The organism is Phycisphaerae bacterium (assembly GCA_024102815.1).
In the GTDB taxonomy this organism is placed as follows: domain Bacteria; phylum Planctomycetota; class Phycisphaerae; order UBA1845; family UBA1845; genus JAGFJJ01.
This window is the reverse complement of sequence record JAGFJJ010000032.1, coordinates 65,111-83,215: the sequence shown is the minus strand read 5'-3', so window position 1 is coordinate 83,215 and position 18,105 is coordinate 65,111. Positions and strand designations below refer to the sequence as shown.

The following is an 18,105-nucleotide window of genomic DNA, read 5'->3' as shown; positions in this document are numbered from 1 at the left end:
TTGTGGCTTCGGTGAGACGTGCGAGAAGGCGTGCATCGGGAAGATCCCGGCGGCGTCGGAATGGGGCCTGGCCGTACTGGCATTGATGCTGCTGGTGGCCGGGAAGCTGTACTTCGGACGCCAGGTTGCGGAGGTCGCGCAAGGTCGACGTCCGTAGTCGATCACCGAGGAGACGAACTGGTGGGAGCGCTCGCCCTTGCCATCGCGGCAGGGGCGAGCCGCCACCTATCCTGTGTCTTGCCTGCTAGCCTCACACCCCGATTGGTCGGCCAAGTGAACGAGGTTTTTGAAGCCGGGGCCGAAGCGCGCCTCCTCCGATACCCGCAAAGAGATTGATGGTCAGCCTGACGAAGGATCGGCAGACGCAGGTGTCGGCGCATGTACCCGGTCTGTCTGCCGTCCTGCTTCCTTCCCCGGGGCAGGGACGAACAACAGCGGAAGCGCACAAGCGTGGCCGGTGAAAATACGCATGCTCATGCACTCGCGGAACCAAGCATGTGCAAGGTAAGCGGTTCGGCTCGCGAGCGTGGCGAGCGAGTCTCAGCGGGTGGGTCGTTACTCTCTGGAAAATCAGCCCATTTCAGGGTTTGACGGCACTTGCGTGTCACTGGGCAGAGGCGGACTTGAACCGCCGACACACGGATTTTCAGTCCGTTGCTCTACCAACTGAGCTACCTGCCCGGTTGCTCCATCGGGTTCGCCGGATGCGGTCGCACCAGCACGACCGTCGGCACCCGCGCCGATCCTCCCAGCAACTCCGATGGGACGGCGATACTAAGTCCGCTCTCGCTCGCGCGTCAAGGGGCGGCGTTCAGCCGGGACTCGGATTCCTCTGCTGCCACATGGCGGGGACGTTGGCCAGACGGATCGTATCGGCCCGGCCGTGCCATACGCGGCCCCGGCGTCTTGTTCGCATGACACCGCAGACGACACGATGGCGAGTGGCTTCGCCGGACCAATGTTCGAAGAGCGGTAGAGAACCGAAGGGGAAAGAGGCCCGGTCGCGCCGCGCGCCTGGCTTTCGGTACTTCAGGAATGTCCGTGCAGGCTGAAGGCTACGGGTCAGAAGAGACTTCCTCGCGGGGAACTTAAGCGGGCACTGCTCAAGAGCATACGCACATCACTACGTGAGAATCGCCAGCGCGACCAACATGAAAATCGTGATTGAAATCATGTCGTTCAGCGTGGTGATGAGCGGTCCGGAGGCGATGGCCGGGTCGACTCCGATCCGCCGAAAGATAAATGGCAGGGCTATACCCAATGCCCCGGCGGTAAGTATGGCGGCCGTCATGGCAAACCCAACTGCTGCGGCAACGTGCCATTCGGTGAGCATGGCGGCAAGAAGAAAAGCCGTGACACCACAAACCGGTGCCATCACCACGCCGATGCGCCATTCCCGGGCGACCACGTGCTTGAGCCGGCTCGCGGCGAAATCTCCGGTGGAGAATCCGCGAACGATGATCGTGGAGATCTGAATCCCGCTGTTTCCGCCGATGGCACCGATCAACGGTACAAATGGCGCGAGTGCGGCGAACAGCGTGACCTCAAAGGCATGCTCTCCCAGCCGCAGTACAGCGGCGGTGATCATCGTTACGAGCATACACGGCAGCAACCAGGAGAGCCGAATGCGGGCCGCCTCAAACGGCGAGTGCGTCTCAAGCTCGGAGACGTCCGTACCGGCCATGTGGAGAAGGTCTTCTTCGGCTTCTTCAGCGGCGACCTCAATGACGTCGTCGTGCGTGACGCGGCCGATGAGGCGGTCGTGCTCATCGATGACGGCCGCTTCCGGCACGTCGTACTTTCGAATGACCTGGAGTACCGTTTCCTGATCGTCGTCGACCGAGACGGTGACCGGGTCAGGTTCCGCGAGTTCCGAAAGGGGAGTGTCCAGCGGATTGGTGACAAGATCTCGAAGCGAAACCGTGCCCACCAGCCGGGAGGCGTCGTCGATGAGATAGATGCCGTGGACATCCTCATTTTCGCTGGCTTCACGAACGCGTTCGATGGCGTCGCCCACCGTGGCTGAGCCCGGAACGGCGATGACGTCGGGAGTCATGATTCCGCCGGCCGTGGACTCGTCGTAGGTCAGCAGCTCCTCGATCTTGTCCGACTTGGCGTCGTCCAGTTGCTCAAGCACCTGATCCGCGACTTTCACGGGCAGCGCGGAAAGCACGTCCGCGGCATCATCGGGTTCAAGCTCGGCGACGATGTCCGTCAGCGATCGGGTGTCGAGTTCGTCGACGACCTCGCCCTGGACGACTTCGTCGAGAAGAATGACCACTTCGGCGGCCGTGTGAGGAGGAAGCGCAAAGAGGATGCGGGAACGGTCCTCGTCGGGAAGGAAGGTGAACGCTTCAGCAATGTCGGCCGCGCGTATTTCCGCCAGCGCAGAGGCAAGCTGATCATCGGGCAGCGCAAGCGCCTCGTCGAAGCGTTTGTGAAGATCGACGGTTTCGGTGCCCATTGTGGCCTGTGTTCCCGGATGTTTCATGCTCGAATGAAACGGCGTATTATGCCCACACGTGGGATTGACGCAACGCGCCGATCGCGTGGTTCGACGAGTCCATGGCGATTGGCTGGAGGATCGGATTGGCAGTCCAGTTGTCCAAGGAAGTGGTCGATTCGTCTGACATTCGGGCGCTGTCCGTGGCGGTCATTGGTTACGGCAACCAGGGGCGGGCGCACGCACTGAACCTGCGCGATTCCGGTGCGAACGTCAGTATCGGGCAACACCCCGGTCCAAGTGCGCACCGGGCATATGCGGACGGCTTCATTGTTCAATCGGCGGGGGACGCTGCCGCGCAGTCCGACCTCCTGATCGTGGGCCTGCCGGATGAGTCGGCTGGACGCGTGTTTGAGGAGGAGATCACAACGCGGTTACGCCCGGGACAGGCCCTTGGCTTTCTGCACGGGTTCAACATTCGATACGGATTCATTCGCCCCCCAACAGACGTGGATGTCGTCATGGTGGCGCCCAAGGGCCCGGGGACATTGCTTCGGTCCCTATTTCAGCAGGGGAAGGGCCTGCCCGCGCTGCTGGCCATCAGTCACGACGCCACGGGCACCGCGCGGCGGCGGGCGATGGCCTGGGCGGCGGGGATCGGTTCGTGCCGTGCCGCGATCATCGAAACGACGTTTGCGGTCGAGACCGAGACCGATCTCTTCGGCGAGCAGGCCGTGCTCTGCGGCGGAGTCAGCGCACTGACCCGGGCAGCCTTTGAGACCATGGTTGAAGCCGGATACGAGCCGGAATTCGCCTACCTGGAGTGCGTCCACGAGCTCAAACAGGTAGTCGACCTGCTGTATGAACAGGGGCTGGCGGGCATGCGCGAGCGCGTTTCCAACACGGCCGAGTACGGAGACCGAACCCGCGGTCCGAGGCTGGTTGGCGAGCGGGGCCGGGCAATCATGCGTGAGATCCTTGCCGAGGTGCGCGACGGATCATTTGCGCGGGAGTGGATCGAAGAGGCAGAGAGCGGCGCAGCTCGGTTGGCTGAATGGCGTGCCGCGGATCGAAGCTCCTCGTTTGAACAGGCCGGTCGAACGGTACGCTCGTGGATGCCGTGGCTTGGTGGGGATCAAGGCGCGTGAAAGGGCGGTTTGGCTTTCCAGCGATTCGGAGCGCGCTGTGGGCCGTGTTGACGGCGGCGATCGCGGCGATTCCGAGTTCGTCTGTGCGCGCGGCGCCGGGCGAGAAGCCGGCGGGCGCGCTGCGAGTCGCGACGTATAACATCGCCCACGGGCGGGGAAAGACGCCCGGCATGGTGGGAATCACGGCGGAGCAGGCCCGGAACCAGCTCGATGAGATTTCCGAAGTGCTTCACCGAATCGACGCCGATGTGTTTGCATTGCAGGAAGTTGATGCGCCTTCTTCGTGGACGGGCTCCTTCGATCACCTGGCATACCTCGCGGGACAGGCGGGGTTCGAACACCGCTATCACGGAATCCACTGCCGGGCGGCGCTCGGGCCAATGGAAATGCAGTACGGCACTGCCCTACTCGCGCGCCCGCCGCTACGGGGCACTTGGTCGTCGCCCTTGCCCACGGAATCGTGGAATACGAAGGGTGCGGTAGGAGCGAATATCGAATTCGAAGGTCGAGCGGTTGTTGTCGTCGGCGTTCATCTGGATTCGTCGGATCGTGCATCGCGACGAGAGCAGGTTACGCGGCTGATGGCGGAGTTGCGAAAAACCGATTTGCCGATGATCCTGATGGGCGATCTCAACAGCCGGTGGACGCAGGAAGGGGACGCCGTGCAAATGCTGATTGCCGGTCTCGGGCTCACCGCATGGAAGCCGGAAGCGACGGACCTCGATACGTTTCCGGCCGGCAAGCCCGACCGGCGAATCGATTGGATTCTGATTTCGTCGCAGTTGGCGTTTGCCGGCTACGGCATGATCGATACTCAGGTGTCCGATCATCTGCCGGTTTGGGCGGATGTGCGCTGGCAAGGCGAGTCAGCAGGTGCCCGAATGCCCGGGAAATAGTGCTTGCCCGATCGACCGGCGACAGAGAATGCTCGATTTCACTCAGACCGGATTCTCACCGCGGCGCGGCGGAACGGCCGGTCAAAAGGAAGGAGTGCATCGTGGGTGCTTACCTCGTACCGCTGATCGTGTTCTGGCTGGCGGTTTTCTCCGCTTTCTTCTCGATGGTTCCGGACCCGTTTCCGCTTTGAAGGATCCGTAGCGGCAGGGATCTTTTTCCAGCGATGCGCTTCGCCCGAGGTTGGAACATTGGGGCTCCAATGTTCCATGAATTCCTGGACGCCGCCGTCTGAGAACGAACAAGTGACAGGATTTCACGGAATCACCGCGCCGGCAGCCTCCCGAGGAGGCCCGAATACCTGATGGACGCTCTATACGTCTCGGCTGAAAGCAAGGACCGCCCCCCGACGGAACCGCTGCGCCCGCGGCAGTTGCTCCGCCTGGTTCGACTGCTCGGGCCCTACCGTGGCTGGCTGATCGTGGGGCTCGTCTTCACGACGATTTTCGCCGGCGCCCACACGCTCAGTATCGGAGGTGTCTTCCCCGTTTTCAACGTCCTGCTGGAGCGCGAAGGGGTTCACGGCTGGGTCCATCGAACCGTCGCCGGAGATCGCCTTGGCGGTGAGTTTGCCCGAGTTGCCGAAGGAAATGCGTCGGTGGTGCGCGTCGTCAAGGTGGACCGCAAGGGCGAATTGGCCCGAGCAGGGGTTCAGCCGGGCGAGGAGCTGGCCGGTGCTGACGGCGTTTCGATCCGAGACACGCTTCAGAGGGCAGCGCAGATCGAGGCAGGTGCCCCCGTTCCGTTCGAGCTGATCTCGTCCGCCGGGCAGGAGGGCGAAAATCGACGAATCGAATTGCGCCCGGCCAAGACTGATTGGAAGCTACGCCTGCTGGCCTGGTCGTTGCGCTGGATGCCTGATGACCGGGAGGACCACGGCGACGCCGAGGCCGTGGCCCGCCAGAAGATCAAGACGCTCAGCGTCCTGCTCGTTTCGCTCGTGGGCCTCGTTGTCGTGGCAAACTTCTTCCGCTACGCCGGCGAGGTGTTGATGTCACGGGCGGTGCTGCGGGCCATGATGGACCTCCGCGAGCAACTCTACGACCGCACCCTCCAGCTTCCCATGAGCTACTTCGCCCGGCAGAACACGGCCGACGTCATCACCCGGTTCGTCCAGGACATCCAGGAAATCCAGCGCGGCCTGCGCACGCTGTTCGGCAAGATGATCCGGGAGCCGTTGCGGGCGGCGTTCATCCTGACGATGGCCTTTGCGATCAACTGGCGGATCACTCTGGTCATGCTCGTTGTGGTTCCGCTGACACTCGTGATTTTTTTCCTCGTAGGTCGAAGCGTCAAGAAAGCCAATACGAAGCTTCTGCAAGCATACGGGAGGATGATCGGGGCACTGACCACAAGCCTTCAGAATCTCAAAGTGGTCAAGGCCTATACGGCGGAAAGGCAGGAAGGGGACCGGCTCGCACAAATCGATTTGCACGTCTATGAGCAGCAGTATCACCTGGCGAAGCTGGAGGCGTTTATCAGCCCCATGGTGGAGACACTGGCCGTAATTGCGGCCAGTATCGGAACGGTATGGCTGGCGGGCCGCGTGCTGGAGGAACAGCTGCCATTCGCGGAGTTCGCCGGCCTGGGAATCGTGCTGTCGGTGCTGTTCGATCCATTGAGAAAGCTGAGCGACGTGTATGTGCGCGTGAAGCGTTCCTCCTCGGGTGCAGAGCGGATCTTCGCAGTGATTGATCATCCCGTGGAGCGGGAGTTGTCCGCCGCTGAAATTGACGTCGGCCCGCTGACGGAGTGTATCGAATTCGATCGCGTTTCCTTCACCTATCCCGGCGGAATGAAACCCGCACTCCACGAAGTGAGTCTGACGATCCGGAAGGGTGAGACGGTTGCCATTGTGGGGCCGAACGGATCGGGCAAGACCACGCTGCTGAGCCTTCTGCCACGACTTTATGACCCCACGGAAGGTGCCGTCCGCTACGACGGTTTGGATCTGCGGCGCGCATCGCTCACCAGTCTTCGGCGTCAGATCGGTCTGGTCACGCAGGATTCCATCGTTTTTGAAGGAACGCCGGCGGAAAACATCACCTATGGGGCTGGAATCGAAGATGAGCCGCGCATGCTGGAGGCCGCTCGCCGTGCGCGGGCGGAAGAATTCATTCAGCAATTGAACGGTGCGTTCGCGGCGACGCTCGGCGAGAGAGGGACGACGCTGTCCGGTGGGCAGCGTCAGCGTCTGGCCATCGCACGGGCCATTTTCCGCAACGCGCCGATTCTTGTCTTTGACGAAGCGACCAGCCAGATCGACTCAGAGTCGGAAGCCGATATTCAGCGCGCCCTCCGGGAATTCTGCCGGGACCGCACCACAATCATCATCGCCCATCGTTTGAGCACGATACAATTCGCGGCTCGCGTGGTGGTTATGGACGACGCGCGGATCGTTGATTCCGGAACGCACGCCGAGCTTATTGAGCGCTGCAAACTCTATCAAGCATTGTGCGAGACGCAATTCGGTCCTGCCCGGTAAATTGTGCTGGACGGCAATTAGACGCCACGCTACACTGATCGCCAGTCGGGGATATGTTCGAAACCGGAAAAAGGACCGGACATGGTACCGACAGACATGTCCTGAGTACATTCGCGCGACAAGTGATTACCAAGAAAGTGTGAGTCTGGCGCAGCGAGCTTCGCAATAGGCTCGTATTGCGCCGGATCGCGCTCCGCGTCCATTGGGCGAAATCCCCGCCTGGATCGGACGGGGTGAGCCTCGCGTCGGACTGGTGAGGATTATTACGGTCGCCGACTGAGTTCGCGAAAATGGCCGAATCGCCACACTCGGCCCGCCGACGAGGGGACGTATCTACCCCGACGGGCCCGCGGCGTGTGAAACTCCGCAATTCGGAGAGTATTGAATGGATTCTGAACTGAGCGGCGACAGGATAATTCCTGAAAGCGCGTCCCACTCCCGGAAACGGCTGCTGATCGTTGACGATCACCCGATTGTCTGCGAGGCGATCCAACTGCGATTCGTGGGAGATCCGGAGATTGAAGTTGTGGGGACGGCCGGCGATGCCGAAGCAGCAATCGAAATCGCGTTGAAACTGCTGCCGGAGATTGTCATCATGGATATCGATATGCCGGGGCTGAGCTGCTTTGATGCGGTTCGGCGTATTCAGTCGCGCGATCCGAACATCCGCTTCATATTCCATACCGCTTTTCGCCACGACCATTTTGTGAAACAGGCACTGGACGTAAAGGCAATGGGTTTTCTGCTGAAGACTGATCCCGCGCCCGATTGTGTGGAGGCCGTGCGGGCTGTCGCGAGAGGTCGAACCTGGTTTTCGAAGTCGATTCGTGAGCTGATCGTCGCGGAGGCCTCAAGACCGGGGGATGACGTTTGCGCCCGATCCGGATTGGGCGCTTTGACCCCCAAGGAATGCGATGTCGTGCGCTACATCGCCAGGGGGTTGTCGAACAAGGAAATCGCCTCGGTCATGTCGGTGAGTCCCAAGACCGTCGAGAACCACTGCACCCATCTGATGCGGAAACTCGGCGTGAAGGATCGCGTCGATGTCGCCCGGTTTGCGATTCGCGAGGGTCTCGAGCGCCCGTAGATTGGCCGCCGCAGCGCCGTTGGGTTCGGAGCCGTGGGGCAGCGGATGGCATCATCGGCGAGCGCTGCAATGGTGCACGTATGCGATGATCTTGTAGGCCAATCGGGCTGCAAGAAACTCCGTGACGCTCTGACCGGGAATGGGCATGACTTCCACGACGTCGGCCGCCACGACATTGCGTTGCTCAATCACCTTCCGTAGAAGGGCTGTCACCTTGTACCAGTCCAACCCCCCGGGCTCCGGGGTTCCGGTTCCCGGAGCGAATGCCGGGTCGAATCCATCGATATCCACCGTGATGTAGACAGGGTCGGTAAGCGCGTTGACAACGTCTTCCATCCAATGGTCGTTCTTCACGCATTCTCGCGCGGAAAAGATACGCAGCCTCTCGCGCCTGGCGAATGCATTTTCCTCGTGCGAGATGTTGCGAATTCCCACGGGCACGATCTGTGCGCCGAGTTCAAGAACTCGTCGCATCACGCTGGCATGGGAGTATGGGCTTCCCTCGTATTGATCGCGGAGGTCGGCATGAGCGTCGATCTGGAGAACCGAGAGCTTGCGATGCCTGGTCATGACGGCCCGGACCAGACCGGACGTGATGCTGTGCTCGCCGCCGAGCGAGAGCAGGAATTTTCCGTCCCGGATCACGCGCTTGGCCGATCGGAAGATGGCATCATGCATGGCGGCGGGACCATCCGCGCGCACTTCCAGCGGCTCCAGCGTCGCCATTCGACATCCGGAAAGCGCCGTTCCCAGTTCCTCGTCGAAATCCTCCACCTGGCGCGATGCTTCCAGAATGGCTCCGGGACCGTTTCGGGTTCCGGCGCGGTACGACGTCGTGGCGTCGTATGGAATCGGCAGGATGATAAAGCGCGCGTCTTCATAGGTTGCACGCTTGCCCTCGATGGCCAGAAACTCGTTGGTTGCCAGCTTCATTGGAGTTGACCCAGGAGAAGCGAACTGGATACGAATATGCAGGACAGGGGAGCCCCGGGCGCAGGTGTACCGATCGCCGACCAATTGCCCGTTGCCGAGAACATCAGCCCGGAATGAGCACCGCCGCGGACACGGTCGTGGTCCACAGGCCGTTCTTGTCGCCCTCGGCGGTTTGCACCACGGCCCGGGTTTTGACGACAAGACCTTGCGTGCGATAGATGTTCATCCGCTCGTTGTAGGCCTTGTCCGGGTCCAGATCGATGCCCTGGGTCGTGGCGAGCATGGTGGCGGCCATGTCCTCGACATAGTCGGCTACGGCCTTTTGGGTCATGCCGAATCCGTGGTGCTCGGAGATGTACCCATGTTTGGATTTGTCCTTGGGAAGCGCGAGCCCGATGCCCGCACAGGCCAAGCGGTTGGGCTCATTGGTGCGACACTCCGCGAGCACGCAAAACACGATCTGACCCGGGCTGAGCATCTCCAGACCGCGACGTTTAGTAACGATCTGGCAGCCCGGCGGGTAAATACTGCTGACCCGGACCAGGTTAAAGTGGGCAATCCCGGCGATCCGCAGGGCTTCCTCAAACGACTGGAGGTTTTCCTTGTGCTTGCCGACGCCCTTGGTGAAGAACATGTAGCGGGGGACGAATGAAGTCAGCAATTCGCAGGCTCCTTGTGCAACGGGTCACGCGCGGCCAACCATCACGAAAAGGGGGATTGTACACCCGTCGGTCTGCGTAACAAGAGATTGGACACGGAACCTGTTGCGGATTCCGGCGGCGAATGGAGGTGCCCCGGCGCGCCTACGCCAGTTTCTGATTCTGTATCAGTTCCACCAGGTGCGGGACGAGTCGAGCCAAGGCCCGACCCCGGTGGCTGATACGGTTTTTCTCCACCGGGTCGAGCTCCGCCGCCGTCTTCCCCAAAGACGGAATGTAGAAGTGCGGGTCGTAGCCGAACCCGCTCGTGCCACGCGGGGTGTCCATGATGATGCCCTCCACGGAGCCCTCAACACACTGCAAGACTTCTGTCCCACGGGCCAGCGCGAGCACGCACCGAAACCGGGCCGTTCGACGCTCGGGTGGCACGCCCGCCAGGCGCCGGATCAGCTCGGTATTGTTAGCCGCGTCATTTCGCGGCCACCCGGCGAAACGGGCGGAATGCACCCCCGGAAGGCCGCCAAGAGCGCCGACCTCCAGGCCGGAGTCGTCGGCAATGCACACCTGATTGGTGACGCACGCGTAGTATGCCGCCTTAAGTCGAGCATTCTCCGCGAAAGTCTCGCCGGTTTCCTCGGGCTCCGAGATCGCATCAAAATGGGTAAAATCAAGCAAGCGGGCCGGCACCTCTGCCAGCGCCTGGCGAACTTCCCTTAACTTTCCGGCGTTGGAGGTGGCGATCACGATGGCGGGAGCAGATTCCAAGAACTTCCTCCGTCTCCGGATCGAGGAACGCGCACCAGGCGGGATTCAACCGGTACTTTCTGGTCCCTATCCGACATGGCCGTGTAGATGGCGCCATTGAGCACGTTGTAGCGGAGAAGGTCGGAGCTGTTGCGAAGCCGCTCGATTTTTGCGCTGTATCTCCAGAGTCCGCGGTCCTGCGGGACCAACGCGTCCTCCCCGAACGTACCGACGGTAACCATGCTTGCGGATGGGGTGTGGTAATAATAGGCCTCGTAGCCTTCTTCGCGGAGGGCCCGGCAATAGTCGACCGCGGCCTGCTTGAACTCCCAGAAGTCGTCCGTCGGCTGAAATACGCCGACCTGAAGCGAGTACACCGCACTCGTCGAAGCCAGATTCCATTCGGGGGGGCCTACATCCGGAAGTGGGACCGGGACCCGGCGGGCCTGGAGGAAGAGACGACGGCCGTCCGGCGTGCCCAGGCTCTTGATCATCATCAGATCCTTGTCCATGCGCGGCGGCATGGAGCGGCGCCCGGACGGGTCCGTCTTGCGGTAGTAGACGCCGTAATAGAGGCGGGTGAAGCCCTCCTGATCGTCGTCGATCACCATGACGTCGCCGGGACGGACGCCGGGTGTCCGACGCAGCGTTTCCGCAAGCTGGCGAATGACCATGATGCGATCATCTCCCTGCCGCTCGAAGCACAGGATCGTCCACGGTGCACCCCGGCCGCGCTCGAGTCGCCCGGCGAAGCCGCCAGAATCGGCGGAGCTCATTCGCGGAGCGGACGTTGTTCCTGCACATCCGGCGAGGGTGACAATCATCGCGACGCAAACGTAGCCCAACCGTGCGACCGGTCCGCTGCCGTAAATTAGTGAAGACCCGCGAATCATGGACATGGTGTTGTCACTTCCACCGGAGAGGTTTCCGCAGCGCCTCTCGCTGCGCACGGATCAACTTGCGTATTCCGCCGGAGGCGAGCCTGATCATGGTAGCGAGTTGCTCCTGGGAGAAGGTGGCTTTCTCCCCCGTTCCCTGGACCTCGACGAATGCTCCCTTGCCCGTCATCACCACGTTGAAGTCCACTTCGGCGGCCACGTCTTCGGCGTAATTCAGATCGAGTAGACCCCGACCGTCCACGATCCCGACGCTGACGGCGCCCACGGAACTGAGGATGGGGGACTTCCGGATCAGGCCCTCGCCTCGGGCAACCGCGACGGCGTCGCAAAGGGCTACGTAGGCGCCGGTGATGCTCGCGGTCCGCGTGCCACCGTCGGCCTGGAGCACGTCGCAGTCGATAAGAATGGAATTCTCGCCCAAGGCCTCGAAATCAACAATCGCCCGAAGCGCCCGGCCGATGAGTCGTTGGATTTCCTGCGAACGACCATCGATTTGTGTGCGATTGCGTCTGCGCCGCTGGTGCGTAGAGGCGGGAAGCATGTCGTATTCGGCGGTGACCCATCCTTTGCCCGAGCCTTCGCGCCACTTGGGTACGCCAGGTTCGAAGGACGCTGTGCATAGGACGACAGTGTCGCCCGCGCGGGTGAGTACGGAGCCGGCGGCATGCCGGGTGTACCCTCGCTGGAATGAAACCGGCCGGAGTTCGCCGGGGCGTCTGCCATCGATGCGTGCGGAAATGATGAAACCTCCCTGGCTTCAGTACTTACGTCTCGCGACTCGCGCGACGATAGGTCTGCCGCGAAGGCGTGTCAACGCAGCGTCTCGGCCCAGGCGCTCAGGCACATTCCGGCGAAGCGGGAGCGGGCCCGGGCGCGAAGTTCGCGCTGAGTTGGTCCGCGGGGATGGAGCTCAATCCACAGCGAGTCTTCCGGCATTAAGGATGGCACGCGGTCGGCCCATTCTACAACAACAACACTCTCCGGAGTGAGCAGCTCATCAAAGCCGAGCGCCGCAACGGCGGACGCGTCGGGCAGACGGTAGGCATCCAGATGGTAAAGTTTGAAACGTCCTTCGTACTCGTTCATCAGGACAAAGGTCGGACTGGTTACGCCGCGGGCGTGCCCGGCTCCATTGCCGATGGCCAGCCCTTTGACGAAGTGTGTCTTGCCGGCGCCCAGCGGACCGATCAGGGCGATGGCCAAACCGCCGACCAGACGCCGGCCGAGCGCCTCGGCCGCGGCCATCGTCGCTTCGGGCGAATCGCAGGCCCAAAGCAGCTCATCTTGCGGCGATGCGGTCAATGAACGAATCCTCGAGGCTCAAGAGCGATTGCCGTCCCCTCTGAGCCGACCAGGGTCAATCCGGAAGGGGTCACGATGCCCACGGGATGCAAGCCGATTCCGCCGACCTCGGCTCGGCCTTCAACGGCAAGGAGCAGCTCAAAGTCCTCGCCATCTGACAAGGCATGATCGAGCGGCGCGCGCCTGTCCTTCTCCGCCAGCCGGCGGGCGTCCTCATGAATAACCGGTTCCAGCAGAGTTTCCGACAATTCCGCCCCCACGCCCGAGGACTGGGTCATGCGCCAAAGATCGAGCGACAGGCCGTCGCTGATGTCCATCATGGCGTGTAGCCCCGAGCCTAGCGTCTCAGCGATTATTTTCGCCTCGCGAACGCGCGGAGTGAAGGTCAGGTGTCGAGACATGAGGCTGCCGCCTAGTGGCCCGGTCACATAGAGTCGATCGCCGACCTTTGCGCCGGATCGCATGACGGGATCGATTCCTGTGAATGGCTCGGCGACCACGGTGACGTCGATGACCAGCGGCTTGGACCAACGTGTTGTGTCCCCGCCAACGAGCACGACGTCGTATTCCTCCGCAAGATCTTGAAGACCCAGAAGGAGCCGGTGTACATCGTCCGCAGCGAAGTTCACGGGGAGGGCCACCGATGCCAGCGCCGCGACCGGTCGCACGGCCATGGCGGCGCAGTCGCTCAGACTACATGCCAGGGCCTTTCGCCCGATGGCTGCCGGATCGTGGTGGCCGGCGTCGAAGTGGACACCGTCCAGCAACATATCACAGGTGAGGAGGATACGATCAGAGTCGACGCGAAGCACCGCCATGTCGTCGCCAATCCCGGCGAGGACACGATCGCACCGCTTCTGTTTTCCAGAAAGCCACTGAATAATGTCGAGCTCGTCGCCGGGCAATCCTGGCTCCCATTGGTTAGGTTGCGGAAGAGAAAACGGTCAAAGCGAGCAAGTCTCGAGGGCCACGGATTTGTGCTTGACATGCCTACCACCATGGCTAGCATGTCGCCCGATCGCGAGGCGCGGTCGCTTGTCTTAGCAGTCCGTTTAATCCGAGAAGGGTAGGGGTCATGATGCAACTTCGCAAGGTGCTGTCCCGGCGGGCGGCGGCAGCCGCATTGAGCGCGGGAATGTTGTTCCAACTGGGCGGGTGCAATTTCGGCCAGGTCAGCACGACGTTTACGCTGGATGGCCGGGAACTGATCATCAGTCTGGTGCGAACCGCCATCATTAATCCTCTGGATATGTACATCACGGACGCGATCAACAACGCGTTCAGCAACGAGTAGTCCCCTGCGCGGGTCGGACTGGTCGTTGTCCTTTCTGATGTGTTCTGCGGATCGGCTTGGCCATGTTGCGGCAGCGGCTGCACGTTGGCGTTTCCCCTTGGCGGCGGGTGGATTCATGAAAGTCATCATTCGGCTTGGACTGGCGGTGTGTGCGGGGTTGGTCCTGTCGTCGGCAAGTGTGCGTGCCGACGAAGTGAACCTCAGCGACGGGAGCAAGCTGGTCGGTACGATCGAAAGCGCGGCGGATGGGAAGCTTACACTCTCGACCGAATTCGCGGGAAAGCTCGTGCTCGATCTATCGCGGGTGACCGGCATTGTCAGTGCCGAGCCGCTCAACGTGGAATTCGCAAGCGGCGACCGGCTTGTCGGCGTGATTGAAGCCGGGGCCGATTCCGAGGCGGGTCGACTGAAGAGCGAAGTCGGTGAGGTTCCCCTGACGACGGACAAGGTGAAGTTCATCTGGCGTCCGAGCGCGGAAAGCCCCGAGGTCGTGGCCATGCGGGCGGAGGCGGAGAAGAAGATCGAAGCGCTCAGGCCTGACTGGACGATCAAGCTCGAGGCCGGAGGTAACAAGACGGAGGGTAATACGGAAACGTTCGATGCCCAGGGCCGGTTCGACTTGATCCGCAAGACCGAGAGCGACCTGCTCAACTTCTATTTGGCGGCAATCTACAGCGAACAGAATCAGGCGCGGACCAAGAACGAGTACCGTGGGGGCGTCAAGTACGAGGGGAATGTCACCGACCGCTGGTACTGGTACACGCGGTTGGAGTTGGAGTACGACGAATTCGAGAATCTGGATCTGCGTACCACCGCCGCCGCCGGTGCGGGCTACTACTGGCTCCGCAAGCCTGAGCACGAACTCAAATCGCGGGTCGGTGTTGGTTATCGTAACGAGAATTACACCAACGGGCGAACCGAGGATGACGTCATTACGGACCTTGGGCTGGATTACCGGGTTCAGCTTGCCAAGTTTGCCGAGTTCACGCACTCCACGACCTACAGCCCGAGTCTCGAAGATTTCAGCAACTATCGGCTTGATTTCGACACGGCGCTGGCCCTGCCGCTCAAGGACAATCGCTGGAAGTTCAAGGTCGGCATGCGCAACGAGTACAACTCGATGCCCGCGCCTGGACTCGAGCGACTGGACAACACGTACTACGCGAACATTGTCCTCGAGTTGAAGTACTGACGAGAGACGGGTTCCCGTCATATAGCGGGTGGCAGCGCCTCGAGCGGCGTTGCCGGCCAAGTGAAGGAAAAGTCCGGTTCCGTTCCGGTAAATCACTCCATCGGGGCGCGGCCGGACCTTTCTTTTCGGCCCATCCGAATACCCTTTGATGTGCTCCAGGTAGCGTTCTAGGATCGAGCGGGGCTCATGGAGAGCGTCGGGCACTTGCGTTGCGCCGATCGCTCTTCGATCAGTCATGTCTTGCGCATTCTTGGGGGGAAATGCCGGTGCCTCGCGGAACGTGCGTCCGTATTGCAATTGCCGTTTCTTTGGCAGCCGGGCTCGTCGCATTCGAACGAGTTACCGCATCCGTCGTCGCCCCCATGACGGTTGAGGAGCTGGCAGATTACGCTGGAAGCGTCGTTGTGGGGCGCATATCAGACGTCCAGAGTTTCAAGACCGACGAGCATCCCGGCATTCGCTCGCGCATCGTCCTTGAAGACGTGCGGATGCTGAAAGGGGAGTCCGCGAACGGCTCTTCGACGCTCGAGCTCATCGTTCCCGGTGGAACCGTTGGTGAGTACACACTTCGCGTCTGCGGCGCGCCGGAGTTCACCGTCGGCGACGAATGGGTACTGTTTCTGCTCCCCAATTACCGAACCCATCCTGTAGTGGGGATCTCCCAGGGGGCCTTCCGGGTCGAGAAGGATGACGCCGGCGTTCCGCGCGTCTTCACGGTCGGGCGGCAGCCGGTCATCGAAGTGCCCAAGGCCGGGTTCATACAGGTAGGGGAGCCTGCCGCGGCGGGGATTCAGCAACGGTCATCGGATTCGTCGCGGCTGGTATCCGAAGCGGGGGTGCGCGTGTCGATGCCTGCCTCCAGGCCGGAACCGACCGAGGCCATCTCTCTGGAAGCGTTTCTCCACGGGCTCCGGCCCGTGCTCGATGCGAGCCACAAGTACGACACCGCGAATCGAGTCGCACGTCCGGCCGATGTCCGATTCACACCGGTCCCGCTCCGTGGGGCTGTGGGTTCCCATTCGCAGCGGGACGATTCTTCCGGCACGCTTCGATCGCCGCGGCGTCCGGCGTCCGGGTTGGAAGAGCGTGCGGTGAAGTCGCGTGGCGCTGGAGGTGCGCGTCGGTGAAGTCCCGGGGTCATTGCGGAGCTTGGAAGGCGGCGTTCATCGTCGCCGCCGCGGGGGCGCTCGTGCTCGTCGGGGACGCGCGGATCGCCGCCTATTCCTACTACACTCTGAACGGAACGCCGGTGGTCTGGCTGGATGCGAACAGCGTCCGCTATCTTTCTCCCTCGACATTTCCGCCCGGCAGTGAGGTGGAAATTCAGTTTCTTTCGGCTATGGCGGAGTGGAATCTCGTTTCCGGCTCCGACTTCAACTACTCGTTCGTTCGCCTGGGCGAGGATCCGCCGATGGACCATTTCGACGGGTACAACGACACGGCGGCCGTACCCGCCGGACAGCTCGATCCCGGCGTGCTCGGCGTGACATTCCTGGTGAACAGCGGCGCCAACTGGTTCGACATGGACATCGTGTTCGCCGATCTGCCGCTCAATGTGGGATATACGTTTGACCCGAATCCGGATTGCCGCGTGGTCGATGCACCGACGCCGAACAACGGCTTCAGTTTCCTACTGGTGGCCATCCACGAATTGGGTCATGCGATCGGATTGGGGCACGACCCTGTCGGGGACGAGCCGGCGGGCTATCCCTGGTTCGTGGCAACGATGAATCCCCGGTATCCCAGCGGCGGAACACTGGGTCAGAATAACATAATCGAGTTGCACGCCGACGATCGCGGCGGCGCCCGTTTCCTCTATCCGCATTCGGGTCCTTCGGGTACACCCTACGTCGATCTGGCCGCTTCGTCATTCGCGAGTTCCAGTACATTGGGGCGTGCCGAGCCGCTGCAATGTTCTCCCTCGGCGTTGTACCCCGGGCAAGACGTCACGATCCCCAGCGTGATCGAGAACATGGGGACGTCGAGCGTCTTCTTCATTCGTCAGGGCTTCTATCTTTCGCTGGATTCCCAGATCGACACGTCGGATCAATTTCTGGGATCGCTCAATTGGGACATTGCCGGGGGGGATGCGCTGGCCTTCGACGTGACGGCTACACTGCCTGCCGATCTGCCCGCGGGGGAGTATTACGTCGGGGCGATTCTCGACGACATCAACGCGCTGAACGAAAACTGGGAGGACAACAACGCCGCCCGTTGCTGCGACCCCATCGAGGTCCTTCGGTTGCCGCCGGTCATCAACCCGATTCCGCAGCGCGTGGTCTCCTGCGATGCTGCATTTGTGGGCTCGGCGCCGACGGTGAGTCGTCCGCTGAACATGGCGCCGATCACCTGGAGCCTGGATGGAGCGCCGGCGGGCATGACGATCCAACCGTCGACCGGCGTGATCACGTGGCCCGATCCGGTGTCGTCAGATTTCCTTTACGTCGTGCAGGTTCGAGCCACGAACTCCGCAGGGACCACCACGCAGCCGTTCTTTCTCGGAGTCCAGCCGGTGGCGCCCGTGCTGATCCCGCTTCCCGATGTTCGCGTCACATGCTCCCCCGCGTGGTCGCACGCGCCGCCCTCAGTCGTCGATCCGGGTTGCATGGATCCAATCATTGCTTGGCTGCTCGAAACCGGCCCATCCGGTGTCCACATGAACGCAGATTCTGGCGTGCTCACATGGCCCAATCCAGTGCCGAGTAGCGCGCCCTACCTCGTGACCATTCGAGCCCTGAATGCCGTGGGCGGCGGCAGCGCGTCGTTCCGGTTGCTGGCCATGCCCGGAGACTACAACGCAGATGCGCGCATCGATCTGCGCGACTGGTCGCTGTTCGCGGGATGCGCGAATGGCCCCGGCGCCTCGCTCGCCGTTTCGTGTTCCTGCGGAGATGGCGACGCCGACGGCGATCTTGACCTGCGCGACGCCGCGTCCCTTCAGCGCGAGTTCGCTCCTTGACCTCGT

At 61.9% G+C, this 18,105-nt stretch carries 17 protein-coding genes and 1 tRNA gene; 9 read left to right on the top strand and 9 right to left on the bottom strand.

Going from position 1 to position 18,105, the window contains the following annotated elements; translation table 11 throughout:
* The first annotated feature begins 34 nt into the window (after positions 1-34).
* Positions 35-157, top strand: a complete 123-nt coding sequence (locus tag J5J06_09000; GenBank protein ID MCO6437209.1) for an IPTL-CTERM sorting domain-containing protein — start codon at positions 35-37, stop codon at positions 155-157.
* A gap of 451 nt (positions 158-608) precedes the next feature.
* Here the strand turns inward: J5J06_09000 and J5J06_08995 are convergent.
* Positions 609-681 (bottom strand) — tRNA-Phe (locus tag J5J06_08995).
* 442 nt (positions 682-1,123) lie between these two features.
* Entirely contained in the window at positions 1,124-2,464 is a 1,341-nt protein-coding gene (gene mgtE, locus J5J06_08990; GenBank protein MCO6437208.1) for a magnesium transporter, read from the bottom strand.
* Between the two features lie 101 nt (positions 2,465-2,565).
* Between mgtE and ilvC the strand changes: the two genes are divergently transcribed.
* The 4 genes from ilvC to J5J06_08970 all read left to right on the top strand — a co-directional run bounded on the left by ilvC (position 2,566) and on the right by J5J06_08970 (position 8,117).
* Positions 2,566-3,591, top strand: coding sequence for a ketol-acid reductoisomerase (gene ilvC, locus J5J06_08985; protein MCO6437207.1), 1,026 nt, complete (start codon positions 2,566-2,568; stop codon positions 3,589-3,591).
* A complete protein-coding gene (locus tag J5J06_08980) occupies positions 3,588-4,487 on the top strand; it encodes an endonuclease/exonuclease/phosphatase family protein (GenBank protein MCO6437206.1) in 900 nt (299 codons plus the stop codon). Before ilvC ends, J5J06_08980 begins: the two co-directional genes overlap by 4 nt.
* A gap of 362 nt (positions 4,488-4,849) precedes the next feature.
* Entirely contained in the window at positions 4,850-7,030 is a 2,181-nt protein-coding gene (locus J5J06_08975) for an ABC transporter ATP-binding protein (GenBank protein MCO6437205.1), read from the top strand.
* 385 nt (positions 7,031-7,415) lie between these two features.
* Complete coding sequence (locus J5J06_08970; GenBank protein MCO6437204.1) at positions 7,416-8,117, top strand: response regulator transcription factor; 702 nt, start codon at positions 7,416-7,418, stop codon at positions 8,115-8,117.
* Between the two features lie 51 nt (positions 8,118-8,168).
* Here the strand turns inward: J5J06_08970 and speB are convergent, their stop codons facing one another.
* The 7 genes from speB to thiL form a co-directional block, all read right to left on the bottom strand.
* Complete coding sequence (gene speB / locus J5J06_08965) at positions 8,169-9,050, bottom strand: agmatinase (protein MCO6437203.1); 882 nt, start codon at positions 9,048-9,050, stop codon at positions 8,169-8,171.
* Between the two features lie 103 nt (positions 9,051-9,153).
* Entirely contained in the window at positions 9,154-9,684 is a 531-nt protein-coding gene (locus J5J06_08960; protein ID MCO6437202.1) for an arginine decarboxylase, pyruvoyl-dependent, read from the bottom strand.
* A 169-nt stretch (positions 9,685-9,853) separates the two neighbouring features.
* The gene (locus J5J06_08955) at positions 9,854-10,474 is read right to left on the bottom strand and encodes an XTP/dITP diphosphatase (protein ID MCO6437201.1); all 621 of its coding nucleotides are present in this window, start codon (positions 10,472-10,474) and stop codon (positions 9,854-9,856) included.
* Positions 10,450-11,352, bottom strand: coding sequence for a hypothetical protein (locus J5J06_08950; GenBank protein MCO6437200.1), 903 nt, complete (start codon positions 11,350-11,352; stop codon positions 10,450-10,452). The genes J5J06_08955 and J5J06_08950 overlap by 25 nt, the downstream gene beginning before the upstream one ends.
* A gap of 7 nt (positions 11,353-11,359) precedes the next feature.
* A complete protein-coding gene (gene rph / locus J5J06_08945; protein MCO6437199.1) occupies positions 11,360-12,091 on the bottom strand; it encodes a ribonuclease PH in 732 nt (243 codons plus the stop codon).
* Between the two features lie 71 nt (positions 12,092-12,162).
* A complete protein-coding gene (gene tsaE / locus J5J06_08940) occupies positions 12,163-12,654 on the bottom strand; it encodes a tRNA (adenosine(37)-N6)-threonylcarbamoyltransferase complex ATPase subunit type 1 TsaE (protein ID MCO6437198.1) in 492 nt (163 codons plus the stop codon).
* Positions 12,651-13,559, bottom strand: coding sequence for a thiamine-phosphate kinase (thiL, locus tag J5J06_08935; protein MCO6437197.1), 909 nt, complete (start codon positions 13,557-13,559; stop codon positions 12,651-12,653). Before thiL ends, tsaE begins: the two co-directional genes overlap by 4 nt.
* Positions 13,560-13,729: 170 nt before the next feature.
* Here thiL and J5J06_08930 point away from each other — a divergent pair, with 170 nt between their 5' ends.
* The 4 genes from J5J06_08930 (at position 13,730) to J5J06_08915 (ending at position 18,099) form a co-directional block, all read left to right on the top strand.
* Positions 13,730-13,948 (top strand): hypothetical protein, encoded by a 219-nt coding sequence (locus J5J06_08930; protein MCO6437196.1) that lies wholly within the window; start codon positions 13,730-13,732, stop codon positions 13,946-13,948.
* Positions 13,949-14,063: 115 nt separating this feature from the next.
* Positions 14,064-15,140 (top strand): DUF481 domain-containing protein, encoded by a 1,077-nt coding sequence (locus tag J5J06_08925; GenBank protein ID MCO6437195.1) that lies wholly within the window; start codon positions 14,064-14,066, stop codon positions 15,138-15,140.
* A 266-nt stretch (positions 15,141-15,406) separates the two neighbouring features.
* On the top strand, positions 15,407-16,267 hold the full coding sequence (locus J5J06_08920) for a hypothetical protein (GenBank protein MCO6437194.1): 861 nt from the start codon (positions 15,407-15,409) through the stop codon (positions 16,265-16,267).
* Positions 16,264-18,099, top strand: a complete 1,836-nt coding sequence (locus tag J5J06_08915; protein MCO6437193.1) for a matrixin family metalloprotease — start codon at positions 16,264-16,266, stop codon at positions 18,097-18,099. Before J5J06_08920 ends, J5J06_08915 begins: the two co-directional genes overlap by 4 nt.
* Positions 18,100-18,105 lie beyond the last annotated feature (6 nt).

What these genes read in the sequence shown, in the direction of transcription:
- J5J06_08925 (MCO6437195.1), top strand. Translation starts at nt 14,064, where the DNA reads ATGAAAGTCATCATTCGGCTTGGACTGGCGGTGTGTGCGGGGTTGGTC.
- J5J06_08950 (MCO6437200.1), bottom strand. Translation starts at nt 11,352, where the DNA reads ATGTCCATGATTCGCGGGTCTTCACTAATTTACGGCAGCGGACCGGTC.
- speB (MCO6437203.1), bottom strand. Translation starts at nt 9,050, where the DNA reads ATGAAGCTGGCAACCAACGAGTTTCTGGCCATCGAGGGCAAGCGTGCA.
- mgtE (MCO6437208.1), bottom strand. Translation starts at nt 2,464, where the DNA reads ATGGGCACCGAAACCGTCGATCTTCACAAACGCTTCGACGAGGCGCTT.
- J5J06_08970 (MCO6437204.1), top strand. Translation starts at nt 7,416, where the DNA reads ATGGATTCTGAACTGAGCGGCGACAGGATAATTCCTGAAAGCGCGTCC.
- J5J06_08975 (MCO6437205.1), top strand. Translation starts at nt 4,850, where the DNA reads ATGGACGCTCTATACGTCTCGGCTGAAAGCAAGGACCGCCCCCCGACG.
- J5J06_08960 (MCO6437202.1), bottom strand. Translation starts at nt 9,684, where the DNA reads ATGTTCTTCACCAAGGGCGTCGGCAAGCACAAGGAAAACCTCCAGTCG.
- J5J06_08930 (MCO6437196.1), top strand. Translation starts at nt 13,730, where the DNA reads ATGATGCAACTTCGCAAGGTGCTGTCCCGGCGGGCGGCGGCAGCCGCA.
- ilvC (MCO6437207.1), top strand. Translation starts at nt 2,566, where the DNA reads ATGGCGATTGGCTGGAGGATCGGATTGGCAGTCCAGTTGTCCAAGGAA.